Source organism: Bacillus sp. CIS52 (assembly GCF_053545315.1).
Genome location: NZ_JBIUFR010000004.1, coordinates 34,651 through 57,120, shown reverse-complemented (window position 1 = coordinate 57,120; position 22,470 = coordinate 34,651). Strand labels below are relative to the sequence as shown.

At 48.2% G+C, this 22,470-nt stretch carries 18 protein-coding genes and 1 pseudogene; 18 read left to right on the top strand and 1 reads right to left on the bottom strand.

Translation table 11 applies throughout. From position 1 onward, the window contains the following. The first annotated feature begins 46 nt into the window (after positions 1-46). The 18 genes and pseudogenes from rlmD (at position 47) to cyoE (ending at position 21,852) form a co-directional block, all read left to right on the top strand. Positions 47-1,447 (top strand): 23S rRNA (uracil(1939)-C(5))-methyltransferase RlmD, encoded by a 1,401-nt coding sequence (rlmD, locus tag ACH32G_RS14795; RefSeq protein WP_448814503.1) that lies wholly within the window; start codon positions 47-49, stop codon positions 1,445-1,447. Positions 1,448-1,928: 481 nt separating this feature from the next. Beyond that, on the top strand, positions 1,929-2,228 hold the full coding sequence (locus ACH32G_RS14790; protein ID WP_326352450.1) for a YfzA family protein: 300 nt from the start codon (positions 1,929-1,931) through the stop codon (positions 2,226-2,228). A gap of 610 nt (positions 2,229-2,838) precedes the next feature. Continuing rightward, positions 2,839-3,822, top strand: coding sequence for a tRNA dihydrouridine synthase (locus tag ACH32G_RS14785; protein ID WP_060965068.1), 984 nt, complete (start codon positions 2,839-2,841; stop codon positions 3,820-3,822). 189 nt (positions 3,823-4,011) lie between these two features. Continuing rightward, entirely contained in the window at positions 4,012-4,464 is a 453-nt protein-coding gene (locus tag ACH32G_RS14780; RefSeq protein WP_095242114.1) for a DUF6884 domain-containing protein, read from the top strand. Between the two features lie 272 nt (positions 4,465-4,736). Next, positions 4,737-5,757: pseudogene (locus tag ACH32G_RS14775) on the top strand (thiamine pyrophosphate-dependent dehydrogenase E1 component subunit alpha). Beyond that, entirely contained in the window at positions 5,742-6,770 is a 1,029-nt protein-coding gene (locus ACH32G_RS14770) for an alpha-ketoacid dehydrogenase subunit beta (protein ID WP_016936747.1), read from the top strand. The pseudogene ACH32G_RS14775 and the gene ACH32G_RS14770 overlap by 16 nt, the downstream one beginning before the upstream one ends. Before the next feature lie 14 nt (positions 6,771-6,784). Then, positions 6,785-7,978 (top strand): dihydrolipoamide acetyltransferase family protein, encoded by a 1,194-nt coding sequence (locus ACH32G_RS14765; protein WP_448814502.1) that lies wholly within the window; start codon positions 6,785-6,787, stop codon positions 7,976-7,978. 14 nt (positions 7,979-7,992) lie between these two features. Beyond that, the gene (lpdA, locus tag ACH32G_RS14760) at positions 7,993-9,372 is read left to right on the top strand and encodes a dihydrolipoyl dehydrogenase (protein WP_448814501.1); all 1,380 of its coding nucleotides are present in this window, start codon (positions 7,993-7,995) and stop codon (positions 9,370-9,372) included. 107 nt (positions 9,373-9,479) lie between these two features. Next, positions 9,480-11,288, top strand: coding sequence for a sigma-54-dependent Fis family transcriptional regulator (locus ACH32G_RS14755; protein ID WP_448814500.1), 1,809 nt, complete (start codon positions 9,480-9,482; stop codon positions 11,286-11,288). 65 nt (positions 11,289-11,353) lie between these two features. After that, on the top strand, positions 11,354-11,536 hold the full coding sequence (locus ACH32G_RS14750) for a small acid-soluble spore protein H (RefSeq protein ID WP_016936743.1): 183 nt from the start codon (positions 11,354-11,356) through the stop codon (positions 11,534-11,536). 171 nt (positions 11,537-11,707) lie between these two features. Continuing rightward, on the top strand, positions 11,708-13,057 hold the full coding sequence (gene glvA / locus ACH32G_RS14745) for a maltose-6'-phosphate glucosidase (protein ID WP_060963313.1): 1,350 nt from the start codon (positions 11,708-11,710) through the stop codon (positions 13,055-13,057). Between the two features lie 67 nt (positions 13,058-13,124). Continuing rightward, the gene (locus tag ACH32G_RS14740; RefSeq protein WP_188154868.1) at positions 13,125-13,886 is read left to right on the top strand and encodes a MurR/RpiR family transcriptional regulator; all 762 of its coding nucleotides are present in this window, start codon (positions 13,125-13,127) and stop codon (positions 13,884-13,886) included. 16 nt (positions 13,887-13,902) lie between these two features. Next, entirely contained in the window at positions 13,903-15,489 is a 1,587-nt protein-coding gene (locus ACH32G_RS14735) for an alpha-glucoside-specific PTS transporter subunit IIBC (RefSeq protein WP_448814499.1), read from the top strand. Between the two features lie 135 nt (positions 15,490-15,624). Further along, positions 15,625-17,358: an ABC transporter ATP-binding protein gene (locus ACH32G_RS14730; RefSeq protein WP_448814498.1), complete on the top strand. Its 1,734-nt coding sequence runs from the start codon at positions 15,625-15,627 to the stop codon at positions 17,356-17,358. Then, positions 17,339-19,156 carry an ABC transporter ATP-binding protein gene (locus ACH32G_RS14725; protein ID WP_064778755.1) on the top strand — a complete coding sequence of 606 codons (1,818 nt, stop codon included), beginning with the start codon at positions 17,339-17,341 and terminating at the stop codon, positions 19,154-19,156. The genes ACH32G_RS14730 and ACH32G_RS14725 overlap by 20 nt, the downstream gene beginning before the upstream one ends. Before the next feature lie 167 nt (positions 19,157-19,323). Then, positions 19,324-19,728 (top strand): DoxX family protein, encoded by a 405-nt coding sequence (locus ACH32G_RS14720; RefSeq protein ID WP_014304646.1) that lies wholly within the window; start codon positions 19,324-19,326, stop codon positions 19,726-19,728. Positions 19,729-19,744: 16 nt separating this feature from the next. Further along, a complete protein-coding gene (locus tag ACH32G_RS14715; protein ID WP_047476537.1) occupies positions 19,745-20,602 on the top strand; it encodes a VOC family protein in 858 nt (285 codons plus the stop codon). A gap of 302 nt (positions 20,603-20,904) precedes the next feature. Next, on the top strand, positions 20,905-21,852 hold the full coding sequence (gene cyoE, locus ACH32G_RS14710) for a heme o synthase (protein ID WP_448814497.1): 948 nt from the start codon (positions 20,905-20,907) through the stop codon (positions 21,850-21,852). 39 nt (positions 21,853-21,891) lie between these two features. Here the strand turns inward: cyoE and ACH32G_RS14705 are convergent, their stop codons facing one another. After that, on the bottom strand, positions 21,892-22,443 hold the full coding sequence (locus ACH32G_RS14705) for a PadR family transcriptional regulator (protein ID WP_016936735.1): 552 nt from the start codon (positions 22,441-22,443) through the stop codon (positions 21,892-21,894). Positions 22,444-22,470: the final 27 nt, after the last annotated feature.

Sequence of the window (22,470 nt, the reverse complement as noted above, 5' to 3'; positions counted from 1 at the left end):
GTTTTCCCATGAGGAAGGCTTTATATAGAAACGGAGAGAAAAAAACGTGAATCAACATCAAAAAAAGGCGCCTGCCGAATTGAAAATCGGACAGACATTTCCGCTGACCATTAAACGTCTCGGCATTAATGGAGAGGGCGTCGGTTACTTTAAGAAAAAGGTTGTCTTCGTTCCCGGCGCTCTGCCCGGCGAAGAAGTCGTTGCCGAAGCGACAAATGTGCAGCCGAAATTTTCAGAAGCACGCATCAAAAAAATCCGCAAACAGTCTGAACACCGCGTCACACCGCCATGTCCGGTCTATGACCAGTGCGGCGGCTGTCAGCTTCAGCATCTGGCATACACCCAGCAGCTTCGCGAAAAACGCGATATCGTCATTCAGTCTTTGGAACGTCATACGAGATTCAATGCCGAAGAAATGAACATTAAAGAAACGATCGGAATGGACAACCCGTGGAATTACCGGAACAAAAGCCAGTTCCAAGTCGGACGCTCGCAAAGCGGCAGCATCATTGCCGGCCTATACGGACTTGACTCCCATACCATTGTTCCGATCAAGGAATGCATTGTCCAGCATCCGGCGACAAACAAAACAACGGGTATCGTCCGCCGCATTTTAGAAAAACACAACGTATCTGTTTATAATGAACGGACCAAAAAAGGCGATGTCCGCACGATCGTGACGAGAGTCGGTTTTGAAACAGGCGAAGTGCAGGTCGTGCTTGTCACTGCGAAGGAGACACTGCCGAATAAAGACGAAATTGTCAAAGCCATTCAAAACCGTCTGCCGGAAGTGAAATCGATTATTCAAAACATCAACGGCGCACGCACATCCGTCATTTTCGGTGACAAAACAAAAGCGCTGGCCGGAAGCCATGCCATTCAAGAAGTGCTTGGCGACGTGTCATTTGAACTGAGCGCCCGTGCCTTCTTTCAGCTTAACCCTGAGCAGACGGTCAAGCTGTATGACGAAGTGAAAAAAGCGGCGCAGCTGACCGGAACAGAGAAAGTCGTTGACGCGTATTGCGGCGTCGGTACGATCGGCATGTGGGTCTCAAGCGGTGCAAAAGAGATCCGCGGCATGGACGTCATTAAAGAATCAATTGATGATGCGAAGAAGAACGCTAAAAAACACGGCATCAAAAACGCGGCATATGTCACAGGAACAGCCGAACACTGGCTCCCGAAATGGACGAAAGAAGGTTTCCGTCCTGACGTGGTCATCGTCGACCCGCCGAGAACCGGCTGTGACAGAACATTTTTAGACACCATCAAAAAAGTAAAACCGAAACGCTTCGTCTACGTATCCTGCAATCCTTCCACACTGGCCAAAGACTTGCAGGCACTGTCGAAAGACTATCGCGTCGAATATATTCAGCCTGTGGATATGTTTCCGCAGACGGCTCATGTGGAAGCTGTGGCGAAGCTTGTGTTGAAATCGTCTCACTAAAATTAAACAATTTCTCATCAGATCTGGATTTCGGCAGAATGAACATTGCCGATTTCCGGGTTTTTTTATGTGCGGATTATTATTTTAACTGACGAAAAGAGTTGAAAAAATGTGAGATAAGCGAATGAAAACAGCTAATGTCGAGCATAAAAGTATGGGAATAGGGTTCGGCAGGAAAAGTACATAGTAAGAGGGAAGAGATTTTACTACTCCGAACGTGCCGGCATTAACTCTATCCAGTTATTAGCAGCCAATAATAAAAATTGATCGTTTCTTAAAAAAGACTAAAAAAGAATGGTTATAAACAGTTAAAACTCTAACACTTATCGTTCGATGATAATCATTGAAGGTTGGAATTAAAACAGTTCACATACAGACTTATGAAAGTGGTGAGAAAAGAAGTTGGCACATCTGCTGCTTCATAATATAATGATTTTAGATGGACACTTAGTAAAAAAATGCAGAAAAGGAAACTGGTTAAATGGATAAAGTAAACAAAAAACGACCGTTATATAAAAGAAGTTGGTTTCTCACGGTTTTGGCTTTTTTAGTTTCACAGCTTTATTTTAACTTTGTAGAATTAACGGGATGGGGTCCTAAGTATAGAGAAATGAATGGATTCCCAGCAAACATAGTTGAACGGGATTTCTTTCAAAAATATCTTTCATTCTATGATAATCCATGGTTTAATATTGTCACTGTTTTCTTGGGGGTTTACACTGTTATACAAATCATCACAGGTATAAAAAAGGATATTCGAAAAGTAGACTGCGGAACTTAGTCAGCAGTCTATTTTATTGGTTTTGGATCAGGATTACCAAATCGAAACCTTATCCAAACATATATAGATGATTTCTGGCGACGCCTTATAAATGTAATTATTTTTTTATGCAGATATTTTGTTTATAAGTAATAACTTTAAAACTAAAACGTTATAAAGATATTGACATATGGCCAATTATTTTGCATTGGTAATAGGGAGAACTCATATGATATTCTATTTAGGCTGGAATTCTTTTTATCCAAAAAGTTCATAAGTAAGGCCGCTACGAAAGATGAAGGTCAGCGCTAATATTATTAAACGACAATATAAATAAGGTGCAGTTAATCATCACACTTTTTCTCTTAGAACCTATTAAAGGTTAAGGAGTTGACTGAGTTGATCAGAAATGAACGATATGAGGATAACTATAGCGATAGTCTATTATGTTAACTCAAATTCTGCTTCAGTTTGCTTTTTCACTTTTTCACGTGTAAAAAGTGAAATGTTCAAAATTTACTATCGTTTGATAAGAAATGCTTTCGCGTGCTATAAGTGTAAAAGGAAAGCATGGTCAGTTTTTTAATAAATGATGCAGCCGTATTCCCTAATGAAAGGATATGAATTTGTTATGATAGATAATTTCTGGCGTGAATTGCCGCGGCCATTTTTTGTACTGGCGCCAATGGAAGATGTGACGGATGTCGTATTTCGCCATGTTGTGAGTGAAGCTGGCAGGCCGGATGTGTTTTTCACAGAGTTTACAAACTCAGAAAGCTATTGTCACCCGGATGGGAAGGATAGTGTGCGCGGCCGTTTGACTTTCACAGAGGATGAACAGCCGATGGTAGCCCACATATGGGGAGATAAGCCTGAAAACTTTCGCCAAATGAGTATTGGGATGGCGGAATTAGGGTTTAAAGGGCTGGATATCAATATGGGCTGTCCTGTGCCTAATGTGGCGGGGAACGGAAAGGGAAGCGGCCTGATCTGCCGTCCTGAAGTTGCAGCCGAATTAATACAAGCAGCAAAAGCGGGAGGACTGCCGGTAAGTGTGAAGACCAGACTTGGCTACACAGATGTAGACGAATGGCGCGGCTGGCTGACACACGTATTGAAACAGGATATTGCTAACCTTTCCATTCATCTGCGCACCAGAGCGGAAATGAGTAAAGTAGATGCGCATTGGGAGCTCATCCCGGAAATCAAGAAACTTCGTGACGAGATAGCGCCAGATACCCTTTTGACGATCAACGGGGATATTCCTGACCGGGAAACCGGGTTAAAGCTTGCCGAACAATACGGTGTTGACGGGATTATGATTGGACGAGGCATTTTTACAAATCCGTTCGCCTTTGAAAAGGAGCCGAAAGAGCATAGCAGTAAGGAATTGCTTGATCTTTTGAGACTGCATCTGGATCTTCATGATGAATATTCAAAAGAAGAAGCTAGAGCATACAAACCGCTCCCTCGCTTTTTCAAGATTTATCTCCGCGGATTCCGGGGAGCCAGTGAATTAAGAAATCAATGCATGAATACAAAGTCAACAGATGAAGTGCGTGCATTGCTCGATGACTTTGAGAGAAAGTATCTTGATGGGATGGAGCAAGAGTGACATAAACAATTCCTCATCCGGCCCGGATTTCAGTATGAATTCCGGGTCTTTTTGTGTGCAGCCTTTCCACCGCCTGCACCCTGATTACAGAAAGCAGATCTATGTCCCGTTCCCCTGACGTTTTATCATGCGTAAATCAGCAGATAATGGTACATTGATATGAGAAACTGCATAAAGGGGGAGAGAAAAATGAAACGACTGTGCATTATCCCCTGCGGCAAGAAAAAAATCTGGGACATCAATCCGGATACAGGGCCGGTAAAGGCGGAGGACGCCTATCTCAGCCCGTTTCATCAGGCATGCGAGCGATACGCGAAAGCTTTTTTCGATGAGTGGGTGATTTTGTCGGCAAAGCACGGATTTCTTCGTCCGGATGATATGGTTCCCGGAAATTACGATGTCACTTTTGGAACCGGTCATCCGGAGATCATGGCAGCGGAGGAGCTGCAGCGCCAATTTTGTGAAAAAGGCTTTTCTGACACCGTTGAAATTGTCATGCTTGGCGGGAAAAAATACCGAAGCGTCCTAAACGCCGTCATCGGAGAGCATCAGCATGTCAGCTGGCCACTGTCATCGTACAAAGGCATTGGCTACATGCTTCAAGCGCTGAATAAGGCTCTAGAAGAAAAGCATGAACTGTAACAGCCATTCAGACAAGCAGTGCAGAAGTATGAAGCTGTTAAAAGATTTCCGAGGAAATAAATACGTCGATCATTGTCAAAGACCGGGTGATGTCCGGTCTTTTTTGTATGCCTGAAAACGAGACAAATGGATATAGATCGAGACAAAATGAGACACCTGTACCAAACTGTCTCACAGTATAAAATAAAAACATTGATTTTACGGGCTTTAAAAGCTGGCACACTTCTTGCATTTATAAATATGAACCCTAAATAGAAGGAGGCGCACAAAAAATGGAATTGTTAAAACGAGAAGGCTTGTCATTAACTGAGGAGAAAGCGCTGTGGATGTACCAAAAGATGCTGGAAATCAGGGGCTTTGAAGACAAAGTCCATGAACTGTTCGCGCAGGGAGTGCTTCCAGGATTCGTCCATTTGTATGCCGGTGAGGAAGCGGTAGCTGCAGGGGTGTGCGCTCATTTGAATGACGGAGACAGCATTACGAGCACACACAGGGGACATGGCCATTGTATCGCCAAAGGCTGTGATCTGGATGGTATGATGGCGGAAATATTCGGGAAAGCGACCGGACTGTGTAAAGGCAAGGGCGGTTCTATGCACATTGCGGATCTGGATAAAGGCATGCTCGGCGCAAACGGAATTGTAGGCGGAGGATTTACGCTTGCCTGCGGATCAGCGCTGACGGCTAAATATAAAGGGACTAATAATGTAAGCGTTTGCTTCTTTGGGGACGGCGCAAACAACCAAGGCACGTTTCATGAGGGGCTCAATCTGGCGGCTGTATGGAATCTTCCTGTCGTGTTTATCGCGGAAAACAACGGCTACGGAGAAGCGACGCCGTTTTCGTACGCGTCGGCCTGTGATTCTATTGCCGACAGAGCGGCGGCTTACCGGATGCCCGGCGTAACTGTGGACGGAAAAGACGTGCTGGCCGTTTATGAAGCCGCAGAAGAAGCGGTCACGCGGGCGAGAAACGGCGGAGGGCCGTCATTAATTGAATGTATGACTTACAGAAATTACGGCCACTTCGAAGGAGACGCCCAGACGTATAAGCCGAAAGAGGAAAAGGCGGATCACTTAGACCGTGATGCAATCAGCGCTTTTAAAGCATATCTGCTTCAAGAAAAGACGGCGGAACAAAAGCTCGCCGATATTGAAAACAATGTGAAACAAGCGGTTGAAAAAGCGGTTTCTTTCAGTGAGAAAAGCCCGTATCCGAGCGAATCTGAGCTTCTGACTGATGTGTATGTGAGCTATTAAAAAAGGGGGAATGTTGAAATGGCAAGAATCGTGAGCATGTCCGATGCAATCAATGAAGCGATGAGACTTGCGATGCAAAGAGATGAAAATGTGCTGTTAATCGGTGAAGATGTGGCCGGAGGCGCGGATGTCGACCATTTGCAGAATGATGAAGCGTGGGGCGGCGTGCTTGGTGTGACGAAGGGGCTTGTTCAGGAATTCGGGAGAAGCAGGGTGCTTGATACGCCGATTTCTGAAGCGGGCTACATGGGAGCGGCCATGGCTGCGGCCTCTACCGGACTCAGACCGATTGCCGAGCTGATGTTCAATGACTTTATCGGAACCTGCTTTGATCAGGTGCTTAATCAGGGGGCAAAATTCCGCTATATGTTCGGCGGGAAAGCCCAGGTGCCGATTACAGTGCGTACGACTTACGGAGCGGGTTTCAGAGCGGCCGCCCAGCATTCTCAAGCCATGTATGCTCTGTTTACAAGCATTCCCGGCCTGAAAACCGTCGTCCCTTCAAATCCGTATGATGCAAAAGGACTTCTTCTGGCTGCGATTGAGGACAATGATCCGGTGTTCTTTTTTGAAGACAAAACGTCCTACAGCATGACAGGCGAGGTGCCTGAAGGATATTATACGATCCCGCTCGGCAAAGCCGATATTAAACGCCAAGGCGGCGATGTGACACTTTTTGCAGTCGGCAAGCAGGTGAATACGGCGCTGGAAGCCGCGGAAGAGCTGTCGAAAAAAGGGATCGAAGCAGAGGTGCTTGACCCCCGCAGTCTGTCACCGCTTGATGAAGAGGCTATCCTTGCGTCACTTGAAAAAACAAACAGGCTGATCATTATTGATGAAGCCAATCCGCGCTGCAGCATTGCGACAGACATCGCGGCGCTTGCTGCAGATAAAGGCTTTGACCTGCTGGACGCACCGATAAAACGAATCACGGCTCCGCATACGCCTGTTCCGTTTTCACCGGTCTTAGAAGATATTTATCTTCCGGCGCCGGCCCGTATTGTAAATGAGACGCTTGAGCTTTTAGGAGAACCTTTGGCGTATTAAAGGAGGGATAAAGAATGGCTGTAAAAGTAGTGATGCCGAAGCTTGGAATGGCGATGAAAAAAGGTGAAGTATCCGTCTGGAATAAAAAAGTCGGCGACCCGGTTGAAAAGGGAGAAAGCATCGCCAGCATCAACTCTGAAAAAATAGAAATGGACATTGAAGCGCCTGAAAGCGGCACGCTTCTTCATATTAAAGTCAAAGAGGGAGAGGGGGTCCCGCCGGGAACGGCCATCTGTTATATCGGGGAAAACGGCGAAGAAGTGCGGGAAAAAGAGACACCGGCGCCTGAAAATGAAGGGAAACCGCAAGCTGAACCTGAACATATTCCCGCTCCCAAAGCCGGGCAAAAGCGTAAACACCGCGTGAAAATATCTCCCGTTGCCCGAAAAATGGCCGAGAAAGCCGGATTGAAAGTTGATACGCTGAACGGGACGGGTCCCGGAGGCCGAATTGTAAAAGCTGACGTCATTAAGGCCATGAAGACGGAAGCTGAACCGCAGTCTTCGGTTCAGACGGCACAGCCGGAGGGAAAACCGGCTTCAGCGATGAGAAAAGTGATTGCAGACCGAATGCACAAAAGCCTGCAAAACAGCGCCCAGCTGACGCTGACCATGAAAGCCGACATTACAGAGCTGTTGAAATGGCAGCGGCAGCTCGCTGACAGTGCGAAAAAGCGGAGCGGTGTTAAACTGACGGTCACACATTTCGTATCCCGGGCCGCGGTGCTTGCGCTGAAACAGCATCCTGAGCTGAACAGCTCTTATCAAGAGGAGCGGATCATCACCCATCCATATGTCCACCTCGGGATGGCGGTTTCTCTTGAAAACGGCCTCGTCGTGCCGGTGATCCGGGATGCGGAAAAGCTTTCATTCCTTGAGCTTGCGGATCACATCAGCACATCTGCACGGCGGGCGCGGGAAGGCAATGCTTCCGGCGATGACCTTCGCGGATCGACATTTTCTATTACAAATCTCGGGGGTTACGGAATTGAGCATTTCACCCCGATCCTAAACCCGCCTGAAGCCGGTATTCTTGGGGTGGGCGCAAGCTATGAAACGCCGGCGTTCAAAGGAGATGAGCTTGTCAAAAGCACCATCCTGCCGCTGAGCCTTACTTTTGATCACAGAGTATGTGACGGCGCCCCGGCCGCGGACTTCCTGAAAACGGTCAAAACATTGCTTGAAGAGCCTGCCGGATTGATTTTATAGAGAGAGGTGAAGAAATGAAACTAGCCATTATCGGCGGCGGGCCGGCCGGATATGCAGCAGCCGTGACTGCCGCGCGGAGGGGAGCAGAAGTCGTCCTGATAGACAAAGGACCGCTCGGGGGTACGTGTCTCAATGAAGGGTGCATCCCGACAAAGTCGCTTTTGGAAAGCGCAAATGTGCTTGATAAAATCAGGCACGCAGATACATTCGGCATCGAACTCCCGCAAAACATTACACTCAATTGGGCCCGCATGCAGGGGCGCAAACGGCAAATCGTCAGCCAGCTCGTGCAGGGAATTCAATACTTAATGAAAGCAAATCAGATTAAAGTCATCCGCGGGACTGCTTCATTTCTCACAGATCAGACGCTGCTGATTGAAGAAGAAGAAGGTGCAAAAGACATTCTGGAAGCGGACCGGATATTGATTGCATCCGGATCTGAACCGGCGGAGCTGCCGTTTGCCCCTTTTGACGGCAATTGGGTGATCGACAGCAAAGATGCGCTTTCTTTGCAGCACATTCCTTCTTCTCTTCTCATTATCGGAGGAGGTGTAATCGGCTGCGAGTTTGCATCTTTATTCAGCCGGTTTAAAACGAAAGTAACGGTGATTGAATCGGCTGACAGGCTGCTCCCGGCAGAAGACGGAGAAATCGCGGCCGCTTTTGAAGACTCTTTAAGAGAGAGCGGGGTTGATATTCAGACGAAAGCCGCCCTACAGCGGATTGACAGAGAAAGGAAAACTGCTGTGTGGACACAAGACGGCAAAGAAATTGAGGCCCGGGCTGATCACATTCTGGTTGCAATCGGCAGAAAACCGCGTTTGCAAAAGCTGAACATGGAGCAGGCAGGCATCCTGTATTCTCCGCGCGGCATTGAAGTCAATGACCATATGCAGACAAATGTGCCGCATATATATGCATGCGGCGACGCGGCCGGAGGAATGCAGCTGGCGCATGCCGCTATTCATGAAGGCATCACCGCCGCTTCGCATGCCACGGGAAAGGACAGCAAAGTCGATATGCGGGCGGTGCCCCGCTGCATTTATACATCGCCGGAAATGGCAGCTGTCGGACTGACGGAAACGCAGGCGAGAGAGAAATACGGAGACGTGAAAATCGGAGAATGCTCATTTTCCGCTAACGGAAAAGCGTTAATTAAACATCAGCACGGCGGCAAAATGAAAATCATTGCCGAACCGGAATTCGGAGAAATCGTCGGCGTGTCAATGATCGGACCGGACGTAACAGAATTGATCGGCCAGGCGGTCATGCTGATGAACGGTGAAATGACGGCGGATATGTCAGAGCACTTGATCGCCGCTCATCCGACTCTTTCGGAAACACTTCAGGAAGCTCTGCTGAATGTCACCGGACTTGCGGTGCATTCCGTGTAGCCGGGATACCCTTTCTCAGACTGAGAAGGGGTATTTTTTATTGAAAGCGCTTTACTTTTCCCCTACAATATATGAAAAGATGGTCTGAACAGGGGGGAGCGGATACGATGAATGTCATTCGGAATGATTTTAAAACCTGGAAGCGCTTTGTGAAAGAAGGCGTGCTTGATGAATCCCGTATTCAGAAGCGGATCGCAGCCTCATGGCACCGCTGCAAAAAAGCCGACGTCAACCCTTATCTGGAAAAGGGGCCGAAGGTAATGCCGGCAGATCATATAGAAAGGCAGGCCGAAAAGCATGCGTTATTTTTGGCGGCCTCGTCGCCGCACGCAGAAAAAATGAAGACGGCGATGCGGGAAATGGAAATGATGGTTCTCCTGATTGATGCCGACGGCGTTGTCCATTCAGTTAACGGCCACCCGCGCACCATTCATGAAGCGAACCGCATCAATTTCTTAAAGGGCGCCTGCTGGACGGAGACGGCGGTCGGCACGAATGCGATCGGGACGGCCCTTTATACGAATGAGCCGGTCATGATACACGGCTCTGAACATTATTCGCTCGCTTCCCATCAGTGGAGCTGTTCCGCCGCTCCGATCCGTTATGAAGACGGGCGGCTGGCCGGTGTCATTGATATTTCCTGCCCTGCCGCCCGCGCTCAGCCATTTATGCTCGGAATTGCTTCCTCCATCGCTTATACGGCGGAACGGGAGCTCGCCTTAAAGATGAAGATGACAGAACTTGATATGATCGGAAAATTTGAGGAACTCACCAAGTCTCATGAACCGATCGTGCTTTGCAATGAGATCAATCGGATTATCGCCGCAAGCCGCCCCGTTCAGCATTTAACCGGGCAAATGCTGCGCGAGCTTGAGGAACAGGGCTTTCAGATCAAGCGGGCGAAACGGGAGGAGAACGGCTTCACATGCTTTTATGTAACCGAACGAGAAGAAAAGCCGTCTTTTATATTTCATGGCGCGGCAGGCGAAAGCCCGTCATCCCGACATATGCTGCAGCAGCTGGAGCTTGTCGCCCGAACGGACGCAACCGTCTGTCTGACCGGAGAAACCGGTACGGGAAAGGAGGTTGCCGCCCGGGCGATTCATAACACAAGCTCCCGAAAAAACGGCCCGTTTATCGCAGTGAACTGCGGAGCGGTCCCCGAGAAGCTGATTGAAAGCGAACTGTTCGGCTACACGGAAGGCGCCTTCACCGGAGCCAAACGGAAAGGACAGATCGGCGCATTGCAAAAAGCCGATAAAGGCACACTTTTCCTCGATGAAATCGGAGAAATATCACACTCCATGCAGGTCGCTCTGTTACGCGTGCTGCAGGAACGGAAGGTCACTCCGATCGGCGGGACGAAAGAAATTCCCGTTGACATCAGAATCATCACCGCCGCCCACACTGATCTGAGACGGCTTGTCGAAAGCAAAAAGCTGAGAGAGGATTTATTTTACCGGCTTCACGTCTGTCCGATCCATCTCCCGCCATTAAGAGAACGCACTGAAGACATTCCCGGCCTCTTCTTTGAATTTCAGCGGAACTGCGGCTGGTCGGGAGAGCTTCCTGATGATTTTTTAGACATCTTAAAGAACCGCAAATGGCCGGGGAATATCAGAGAATTGTTTAATGTGTTTGAACGTCTGTCCGTCATGTTCCCGGACGGAAGACTGTCAGGGCGCCCTCTCCCATCTCTGCTTGAAGCGTCAGGCCTCACAGAAGAGTCTCAGTCTTTTAGCCAAGAAGAAGCGCCCCCTGTTTCCATCCGGGAGCACATTCAGAAAAACATCATCGTAAACGCGCTTGAATCGGCAAAGGGAAATGTCACGCTGGCCGCCAAAATGGCGGGAATTCCGCGGAGCACGTTTTACAAACGCCTCAAAAAATTCAAACTCACCGCCGGACAATTGTAAGAAACAAGCATACTTCTCTTGGCTGCCGGACACGTTATGTGTGAGGCCCAAAGGAGGTTTGAGACGTGAACACACAGCGTGCGAAAGACATTGCTGAATCCGCTGCCATGGCGTATGTGACATATGAAGGCGTCCCGATTTATATTCAGCATGTCAACGAGGACAAGGAAACGGCCAGGATTTTTCCGATCGGAAATCCTCAATTTGAGCAGGAAGTGCAGCTTTCTGATTTACAAGAGCATTTTTGAGACACAGGTCTGCTGATCACAGCAGGCCTTTTTTGTTCCTGTGAGAACTTTCCCGCTTTTTGAGAAAAATAACTAAAAATGATTAAATGATCTAACTCCCACAAACCCGGTACAGAGAAGCCATTCTCATGATATAAATAAAATGTAAACGTTATCAGAGGAGGGCTTCACATGACAGACAAATCATTCTCAATCGTTATTGCAGGCGGCGGCAGCACATTTACCCCCGGAATTGTATTAATGCTTTTGAATCACCTGGAAGAGTTTCCGATCAGAAAGCTGAAACTTTATGACAATGATAAAGAAAGGCAGGAGCGGATTGCGGGTGCGTGTGAGGTATTCATAAAAGAAAAAGCGCCGGACATTGAATTTTTGGCGACTGATGACCCGGAGACGGCTTTTACGGATGTTGATTTCGTCATGGCGCATATCCGCGTCGGGAAATATGCGATGCGCGCGCTGGATGAACAAATCCCGCTGAAGTACGGTGTCGTCGGGCAGGAAACATGCGGGCCGGGCGGAATTGCATACGGCATGCGGTCTATCGGCGGCGTTCTGGAAATCCTTGATTATATGGAAACGTACTCGCCTGACGCATGGATGCTGAATTACTCCAATCCTGCGGCGATTGTGGCCGAAGCGACAAGGCGCCTCAGACCGAATTCAAAAATATTGAACATCTGCGACATGCCGGTCGGAATTGAGGATCGCATGGCGAACATTCTCGGATTATCCTCAAGAAAAGAAATGAAGGTCCGTTATTACGGCTTGAACCACTTTGGCTGGTGGACGTCCATCACGGATCGAGAGGGCAATGATTTAATGCCGAAGCTGAAAGAGCATGTCCGTGAATACGGCTACGTTCCGAAGACGGAGGCTGAACAGACCGAAGCAAGCTGGAATGACACCTTCAAAAAAGCGCGCGACGTTCAGGCGGCCGATCCGGATACGCTTCCGAACACATATCTGCAATATTACTTATTCCCTGATGATATGGTGAAAAAATCAAATCCGAATCATACGAGAGCCAACGAAGTCATGGAAGGGCGCGAAGCTTTCATTTTCAGCCAATGCGATATGATTACGCGCGAGCAGTCATCGGAAAACAGTGAAATTACAATTGACGACCATGCTTCCTATATCGTCGATCTTGCCCGGGCCATCGCTTACAATACCGGGGAGAGAATGCTGTTAATCGTTGAAAATAACGGCGCGATCGCAAACTTTGATCCGTCAGCCATGGTTGAGATTCCTTGTCTCGTAGGTTCAAACGGACCGGAACCGCTCTCCGTCGGGAATATTCCGCAATTTCAAAAAGGCCTGATGGAACAGCAGGTATCTGTCGAAAAACTGACGGCTGAAGCATGGGAAGAGCGGTCATTTCAAAAGCTGTGGCAGGCGCTGATCCTGTCAAAAACAGTGCCGAATGCCCGTGTGGCAAGACTGATTCTTGAAGATCTGATGGAGGCTAATAAGGATTACTGGCCAGAGCTTGATGTAAGTCCGTCTCATATTTCCTGATGACAATCTTCCCCGTTTTCTTCATCTGTTATTCTATATAATAGAAAGAAAACGGGGGGATTTTGGGATGAGTCTTGAAGAACTGGTTAATCAGCATTACGCGAAATTAAATGACAACGATTTTTATATTTTAAAATATATATTGAACAATAAGCATACGTGCTACCATCTCGGTATCAATGACATGGCGAAAGCCTGCAATGTCTCTCGGTCTTCGATCCTGCGGCTCGCCCAAAAGCTCGGCTTCAGCGGCTACAGTGAATTCCGGGTTTTTCTGAAATGGGAGGATCAGCCTGAAGAAGGCGAGAATATGACATTTGAAAAGCTGCTGGATGATATTGAAGCCAACGTAAAATACGTAAAGTCAAAAGATATGACGGAGATCTGCCGGCTGATAGATGAAGCAAAACGGATTTTCGTTTACGGATCGGGCACGGCTCAAAGGGTGTGCGCCCGCGAGCTGCAGCGGATGTTTGTATCCCGGCGGAAGTATTTGATTTTAATACAGGACATCACAGAGTTTGATATCATGTGTGATGATTTTACGGTTGATGACGTATTCATCATTATTTCTTTATCCGGGGAAACACCCGAATTAATTCCGCAGGCAAGGACCTTGTCCGCAAAGGGAGTTCCGTTCATTTCAATCACCAATCTGAAAAACAACGTACTGGCGCAGACGACGCCGTATAATCTTTATGCGACCAGCAAGCCGGTAACGTTAAGCGATAAAACGGAAATTGTCGCATTTGCCCCGTTTTTTCTGGTGGGCGAAGCGTTATTCCGTGCATATGTTGATTATAAAGAGCTTGAAAATTTTGATAAATAGCGGGAGGTCACGTGAAATGATGCAAAAAGTCCAGCGCTTCGGCAGCGCGATGTTTGTGCCTGTTTTGTTATTTGCATTTTCCGGTATTATTGTCGGTCTGAGTACGCTCTTTAAAAATAAAACGCTGATGGGGCCGCTGGCTGATCCTGACGGGCTTTGGTATCAATGCTGGTATGTCATTGAACAGGGCGGCTGGACCGTCTTTAATCAAATGCCGCTCCTGTTTGCGATCGGCATCCCTGTCGCCTTAGCGAAAAAAGCGCAGGCGCGGGCTTGTTTGGAAGCGCTTACAGTTTATCTTACATTCAATTACTTTATCAATGCGATTCTGACGGTTTGGGGCGGGGCTTTTCATGTCGATATGAATCAGGAAGTTGGCGGAACGAGCGGGCTGACGATGATCGCCGGGATCAAAACGCTTGATACGAATATTATCGGCGCCATCTTTATTTCATCTATTGTCGTTTACTTGCACAATCGCTATTTTGATAAAAAACTGCCGGATTTCCTGGGGATTTTCCAAGGATCTTCGTACATCGTCATTATTTCTTTTTTCATTATGATACCGATTTCACTTGCGGTGGCCTACGTATGGCCGATGGTTCAGTCTGGAATCGGATCGCTGCAAAGCTTTCTCGTTTCTTCCGGGGCGGTCGGCGTGTGGATTTACACGTTCCTGGAGCGGATTTTAATTCCGACGGGTCTGCATCATTTTATTTACTCACCGTTTGTTTACGGGCCGGCTGTAGCTGAAGGCGGTATCGTCACCTATTGGGCCCAGCATCTCGGAGAATACTCCCAAAGCGTCAAACCGCTGAAAGAATTGTTCCCGCAGGGGGGCTTCGCGCTTCACGGCAACTCGAAAATCTTCGGCATTCCGGGAATCGCGCTCGCCTTTTACGCTACGGCTTCAAAGGAAAAGAAAAAAATCGTCGCCGGCCTTTTGATCCCGGTCACCTTGACGTCCATTGTCGCCGGTATTACGGAGCCGATTGAATTTACATTCCTTTTTATCTCGCCGTTTTTATTTGCGGTTCATGCTTTGCTTGCCGCTTCCATGGCGACCGTCATGTATATGGCCGGCGTCGTCGGAAATATGGGCGGCGGTTTGATTGAAGCGGCGACCTTGAACTGGATCCCGCTGGCGCCAAGCCACGGTTTGACGTATGTATACCAGATCATCATCGGCTTGTGCTTTACCGCCATTTACTTTTTCGTCTTCCGCTTCCTCATTCTCAAATTCAACATCGCCACCCCGGGCAGAGAGAAAGAGGAAGGAAAGGAAACAAAGCTTTATTCGAAAAAGGAGTACAGAGAACGGAAGCAGGCTTCAAAAGAAACAGCGGCGGCAGACGAAACACAACGGGATACAGCCGCTTTGTATATTGAAGCGCTGGGCGGAAAGGACAATATTACGGAGGTCACCAATTGCGCCACCCGTCTCCGCGTCACTGTCGCTGATGAATCAAAGGTCAAAAGTGATGCCGATTTCAGAGAGCTGGGAGCCCACGGCGTCGTCAGAAAAGGCAAGGCGCTTCAGGTCATTGTCGGATTAAGCGTTCCGCAAATGCGGGAGCGCATTGAACAGCAATTGGATCAATAAGGTCAAAACCTTCCCTTTCAGGGAAGGTTTATCTTTGTCACAGATTATTGAAAAAACGGCACACCAAATTTCTTTATTCATTTGCCGGAAAGGCATAAAATAATAATACTGAACAAAGAATTTGGAGGCTTACACATGTCAAAGGCTTTATCATATGTAAAACCGTATTCTCTGTTGGCGGGAATCGCTCTGTTTTTCATGCTCATCGAGCTTGCGGTAGAGCTGATACAGCCCCTGCTGATCGGGAAAATCATCGACGAAGGAATTTTAAAGCAGGAGCTCGGAACGGTCTGGCTGTGGGGCGGCGTGATGATCGGACTGACCGTTGTTTCATTTGCATCGGGCATTTTAAATTCGTTCTACTCCGCCCACATCAGCCAAAGCTATGCGTATGATACGCGAAAAGGGCTATTTCAAAAAATCCAGTCCTTCTCCTATTCGACGTTTGCGCAATTCTCATCCACATCGTTTATCACCCGGCTGACAAACGATGTGACGCAGGTCCAAAATATGCTTTTTATGAGTCTCCGGTTTATGCTTCGGGCGCCGTTAATGATCGCGGGCGGCATTATTCTCTCGCTGACCGTTAATGCGAAACTCGGTTTTTTTCTGCTGATCACGGTGCCGATTTTGCTTTTGTTTTTACTGTGGGTGCTGAAAAGAGGCGGCGCGTTGTTTCGATCTGTGCAAAAGCGGCTTGACCAGGTCAATACGATCATGCAGGAAAACCTGACGGCGATCAAACTGATTAAAGCGCTTCTCCGTGCAAACCACGAAGTGAAACGTTTTTTGAAATCGAATACGAAGCTGATGGAAAAAACAGTATCCGCATTTCGTCTCGTGGAAGCGGCGATGCCGATCTTAATGCTGCTGATGAACAGCTGCATTTTGTTTATCTTATGGTTCGGCGCCAAAAGCATTGATCAGGGCGGGGCGCAGGTCGGAGATATCGTTTCCGTGATTAACTATGCGACGCGGATTACAGGCGCGCTTTCCGTCCTGCCATTTCTCATTATGGTATTTTCCCGGGCGAAAGCTTCCGGCGAAAGAATCGGCGAGGTGCTGGAAACAGAAGGCGGCGAGGGAACGGGACATGACCCGGCACAAGCGCTTGCAGGCGAAATTGAGTTTCGCGAAGTGTCCTTCCGCTATCCGGACATGGAAAAAGACGCGCTGCATCACGTTTCCTTTTCTGCCAGCCCGAAAGAAACGGTTGCCATTATGGGCGCGACAGGCTCAGGAAAATCAACGCTCTTTCAGCTGATTCCGCGCCTGTACACGGCTGATTCAGGCAGTATTTTCATAGACGGAAAACCGATCGGTGAATTCTCCGCTCACGGGCTGCGCAGGGAAATCGGCTATGTTCCGCAGGAAGTGCTCCTGTTTTCGGGCACAATCCGTGAAAATATCGCCTGGGGGCGGGAGGATGCTTCACTAGATGAAGTAATGGAAGCAGCCAAAGACGCGCAAATCCATGAAACGATTATGAAGCTGTCAAACGGATACGACACGGTGCTGGGACAGCGGGGCGTCAATTTGTCAGGCGGGCAGAAGCAGCGCATTTCCATCGCGCGCGCTTTTATCAGAAAGCCGTCCCTCCTGCTGTTAGACGACAGTACGAGCGCGCTGGATCTTCAGACGGAAGCCAAGCTTTTAAAAGCGATCAGATCCTATGAATGCACGACACTGATTATCACGCAAAAAATAACGACCGCGATGAAGGCTGACACCATCTTATTGCTTGAAGACGGCGAACTGCTGGCAAAAGGCACGCACCAAGAGCTGATGGCAGAGTCTCATCTGTACCGGCAGATTTATGAATCCCAATTCGGAAAGGAGGGAGCTGACAGTGGAGAAAGACATTCGTAAACCTTTCCGTTATCCGAAAATACCGCTCAAATCGAGTGAAGGCGGCAGAAAACGAGCGAAAGCAAAAGATGCAAAAGGCACGCTGCGCAGAATCTGGTCGTATGTAGCAGAGAAAAAAGGGCTATTGACTCTTGTGATCATCATGGTAGTCATAAGCGCCATATTCGGCCTCCTCGGACCGTTCGTCATCGGAAAGGCGATTGATCATTTCATCGTCGGACGGACGACGGACGGATTGGCGGGGGTGCTGTTCATACTGTTTGGAATTTACCTCGTGCAATCGTTGTCCTTATGGTTTCAAAACTATTGGATGATCAATATCTCGCAAAGCACCGTGTTTAAAATGCGGAGCGAGCTGTTTACCCATCTGCATGAGCTGCCGATTCCGTTTTTTGATAAACAGCGGCTCGGCGACTTGATGAGCCGGGTCACCAATGATATTGAAAATGTCAGCTCCACTTTAAATACATCCGTCATTCAGGTGCTGTCGAGCGTCATTACATTCGTCGGCACAATCGCCGTGATGCTGTACATGAGCCCGCTTTTAACATTGATTACGCTTTTGATCATTCCGATCATGTTTTTAAGCATCAAATGGATCACCAACCGGACGGGACTCTTGTTTAAGCAGCAGCAGAAAAACCTCGGCGAGCTGAACGGTTTTATTGAAGAGTCGGTATCAGGAGCGAAGGTCATTAAAGCCTACTCAAGAGAAGACCGCGTCATGGAGCAATTTTTAGAAAAAAACGCGGCGTTAAAATCATCGGGATTTTGGGCGCAGACCATTTCGGGATTCATTCCGAAAGTCATGAACTCTTTAAACAATTTAAGCTTTACGATTATAGCGGCGGTCGGCGGGCTGTTTGCATTGAAAGGGTGGATCTCAATCGGTTCCATTGTCGTATTCGCCGAATACTCGCGGCAGTTCACCCGCCCTTTGAATGATTTAGCCAATCAGTTCAATACGATGTTATCGGCAATCGCCGGGGCTGAACGGGTGTTTGACGTGCTTGATGAAAAAGAGGAGCGGGAAGATGAAGAGCATGCGGCGCACCAGCCGATCAAAACGGGTGACATTGAATTCCGTGATGTCTCCTTCGGCTATCAGGAAGACAGCCTGATCTTAAAACATCTGTCCTTCAGCGTTCCGAAAGGACAGTCAATCGCCTTCGTCGGTCCGACCGGAGCGGGTAAAACAACCGTTACGAGCTTGATCGCCCGTTTTTACGAGCCGAATGAAGGAAAAATCCTCATTGACGGAACGGACATCAAAAAACTGACAAGATCCAGTCTGAGAAAAAACATGGGGTTTGTTCTGCAGGATTCATTTCTCTTCCAGGGCACTATCAGGGAGAATATCCGCTACGGCCGGCTGGATGCTTCTGACAAAGAGGTGGAGGAAGCCGCAAAAGCCGCCAATGCCCACGGATTCATCGAACGGCTCCCGAAAGGCTACGATACCGTTCTTACCCAAAACGGCGCGGGCATCAGCCAAGGACAGAAGCAGCTCATTTCCATTGCGAGAGCTGTGCTAGCGGACCCGGTTCTGCTCATTTTGGATGAAGCGACGAGCAACATTGATACAGTGACCGAAGTGAAAATACAAGAAGCGCTCGGCCGTTTAATGGCAGGCAGAACGAGCGTCATTATTGCCCACAGGCTGAACACGATTCAAAAAGCCGACCAGATTCTTGTGCTGAAAGACGGCGAAATGGCTGAAAAAGGAACCCATGCCGAACTTCTCAGCCAGAATGGTTTTTACCAAGAATTATATGAAAGCCAGTTCCGGGAATCGTAAATAGGGACAAAGACCTCCGACAGAGTGCGGAGGTCTTTTTTTTATGAGGATAAATAGTACTTTTCAGTTATTTTCGTTAAATGTAACGAAATTACTTGACGTAAATAAGTTATGTATATATACTAGCTTACATAAAGTAAGTGATAATAATTTTCAAGGAGGATTTTATGAATAAATCATTCGAAACAGGAACACTGCTTTTAAGGGTTGTAACAGGTATTATCTTTTTTGTACACGGTTTATCTAAGTTCCAAGGATTAGAAGGCACCACACAATTTTTCCAAAGCATCGGGCTTCCGGCGTTTATGGTCTATGTTATCGCAACGATTGAGCTTGTCGGCGGGGTTCTGATCTTTTTCGGTCTGGCGACGCGCATAATCGGCGTTCTGTTTGCCCTCACATTAGTCGGCGCCATCTTTACGGCGAAGCTTTCCTCACCATTTATGGGCGGATCGGAATTTGATTTCATCTTACTGGTGGCATCTATTCACTTAGCGCTTTCAGGAAGCCGTCTGCTTTCATTGGACCAGCTCCTTTTCAAATCAAAAAAGGGAGAAACTTTTTCAGCATAAGAAAGAAGGCGTTCAAATGACCGGCATTCATCAAGATACAGCAATCGGTTATGTCAAATTGACTATCAAAAATTTGGAACGGTCGCTCGACTTTTACCAAAATGTGATCGGCTTTCAAGTCATCTCGCAAACCGATCGTTCCGCAGAACTGTCAGCAGACGGAAAACGCGTCCTGCTGATGCTTGAAGAAAATCCAAGCGCCGTCATTCTCCCGGAGCGGTCTGTCACCGGCTTGTACCATTTTGCGATACTTCTGCCTGACCGGAAAGAACTCGGCATCGCATTGGCCCGGCTGATTGAAAACGGCATCGCACTCGGTCAGGGGGATCACGCGGTCAGTGAAGCTCTTTACCTGTCTGATCCGGACGGAAACGGCATTGAAATATACGCCGATCGTCCCCGCAGCACGTGGCAGCGCGATGCAGAGGGCAATTACGTCATGCAAACGGCGCCCGTCGATGTGAACGGGCTTTTGAAAGAAGCCGGAGCTGAACGGAAAAGCCGCCTCCCGGAAGGAACCGTAATCGGTCACATCCATCTGCATGTGACGGATTTACAGGAAGCTAAAGCTTTTTACACCGATATCCTCGGTTTTGACATTGTCGGCAATTACGCCGCCATGTCCGCCCTGTTTGTTTCAGCGGGAGGGTATCACCATCACATCGGCCTGAATATATGGGCCGGAACACATGCGCCGCCGAAACCGGGAAACGCAAGCGGACTGGATTATTACACCATCGTGCTTCCGCATCAAAAAGAGCTGTCACGAGTGACAAAAGCGCTGACCGATGCCGGCTTTGAGATTGAAGAAAAAGAAGCGGGCATATTCGTCAAAGACCCTGTGTCAGGGGCGGATATCGCATTTACATTGTAAGAAAGAAACCTTGCCGTTCACCGGCAAGGTTTTTTATTTTTCTGAAGTGTTCTCGAAAGAGAGCGAAAATCACAGTGACGCGCAAAAATGGCGCCTGAAGCCCGCCATCGCCGGCCCGCGCTCAGGGCCTCCGCTGAATTGAAAATTGTGTACATTCGGCAGATCAGGGAGCCATAAGCCGCATCCAGTCAGAAGATGCGGCTTTTCATACACTATTTACAATTTTGTGAAAAATAACCGGTATGAATTGAACTTCCTTATTCTTCCTGATATGATAAGCCGAAAAAGGAGAACCTGAACTGATGAATTCTAATGCAGCACAGACGGAACAGCCGATGAAGCATAACGGAAACCGGGTGACGGTCAAGGACTTTATCATCCTTGCCAAACCGGGGATTATCATCTCGAATTCACTCGCCGCATTGGGCGGATTTTGGATCGCATGGCTTCAGTCGGAAAGGACGGGCGGAGGGCCCGGTATATTTGCCGCCATGGCGGTTGCCATGATCGGAACGGCGTTAGTCATGGCGTCAAGCACTGTTTTTAATAACTTCTTTGACCGCGGCATGGACGCAAAGATGGCGCGAACCCGCACCCGCGCCAGCGTCACGGGGAAAATACCGCCGCCAGTCATGATCCTGTATGGCATCTGTCTCGGCGCATGCGGATTCATCATGCTTGCTTCGCTTAATGTACTGACCGCCGTTCTTGGCCTGCTTGCATTTTTGCTGTATGCCGTCGTTTATACGCTTTGGTTTAAAAGACAATCCGTCTGGAGTACATTTGTCGGCAGCTTTCCGGGAGCCGCTCCGCCCTTAATCGGTTATTGCGCGCTGGCCGGGTTTATTGATATGCCCGCGATTTTGTTATATGCGATTATGTTTTTGTGGCAGCCGCCGCATTTTTGGGCGATCGGGATCAGGCGAAAGGAAGAGTATCGTGCCGCCGGTATTCCGCTTTTGCCGATTGTAAAAGGCAACCGCGTCACAAAAATGAAAATGCTGCGTTACATCGCCGTTCTGACTGCGGTTTCGCTGCTCGTTCCTTTCTATATAGATGTCAGCCCGCTTTATACCGCGTCCGCTCTTCTGCTCGGAGTCATCTGGCTGTACCGGAGCGTCAAAGGTTTTCAGGCGGCGGATGACACGCAATGGTCGAAGGGGATGTTTTTGTATTCAATTGTATATTTCAGCCTGCTTTTTCTTATTTTAATGGCTGATTCGTTGATCACGGCGGTTCTCAGAACGTAAACAGGCGGCTTATAGATACAAAGCCGCCCGTTTTTTTGTTTATGCTTTTTTGATGAGAGCCAAAATATCTTCAAGCCAGGAAATGTAATTGCGTTCCCGCTCAAGCGCTTTTGTCAGCACGAGATAATGGCCGAAATCCGGAGACGAAAATGAATCCGCATCCTCGGACGATGTCATCAGTTCGTGATAACTGTTTTCCAAGTCGGACAATTTTTCCTTCCGCTTTACGAGCTGATCGGTGAATAGCTCATCCGCTTCCTCCCGGGTCAAAGCTGAGATGAAATAAGCCTTCAGCATAAATTCATCCTTCACCGTTTCCGGAATCGGATCTTTTTTCGTCAGCCAGGCGGCAAGCTCCCGTTCTCCATTGCCGGTCAGCGTGTACATTTTTTTCTCAAGCTTCGTTCCTTGAATCGCAGTGCGGAACGTAATAAACCCCTCAGCCGTCAGTTTTTTCAATTCCGGATAAATCTGGCTGTGCTTTGCGCTCCAGAACTGGCCGAGCTCTTCTTTAAAATAGCTCGATATATCATATCCGCTCAATTCGCCTTTTCTTAAAAGCCCTAAAATCGCGTACTTTAAAATTCTCATGTTGTCCTCCAAGCCCATTCATTTGAC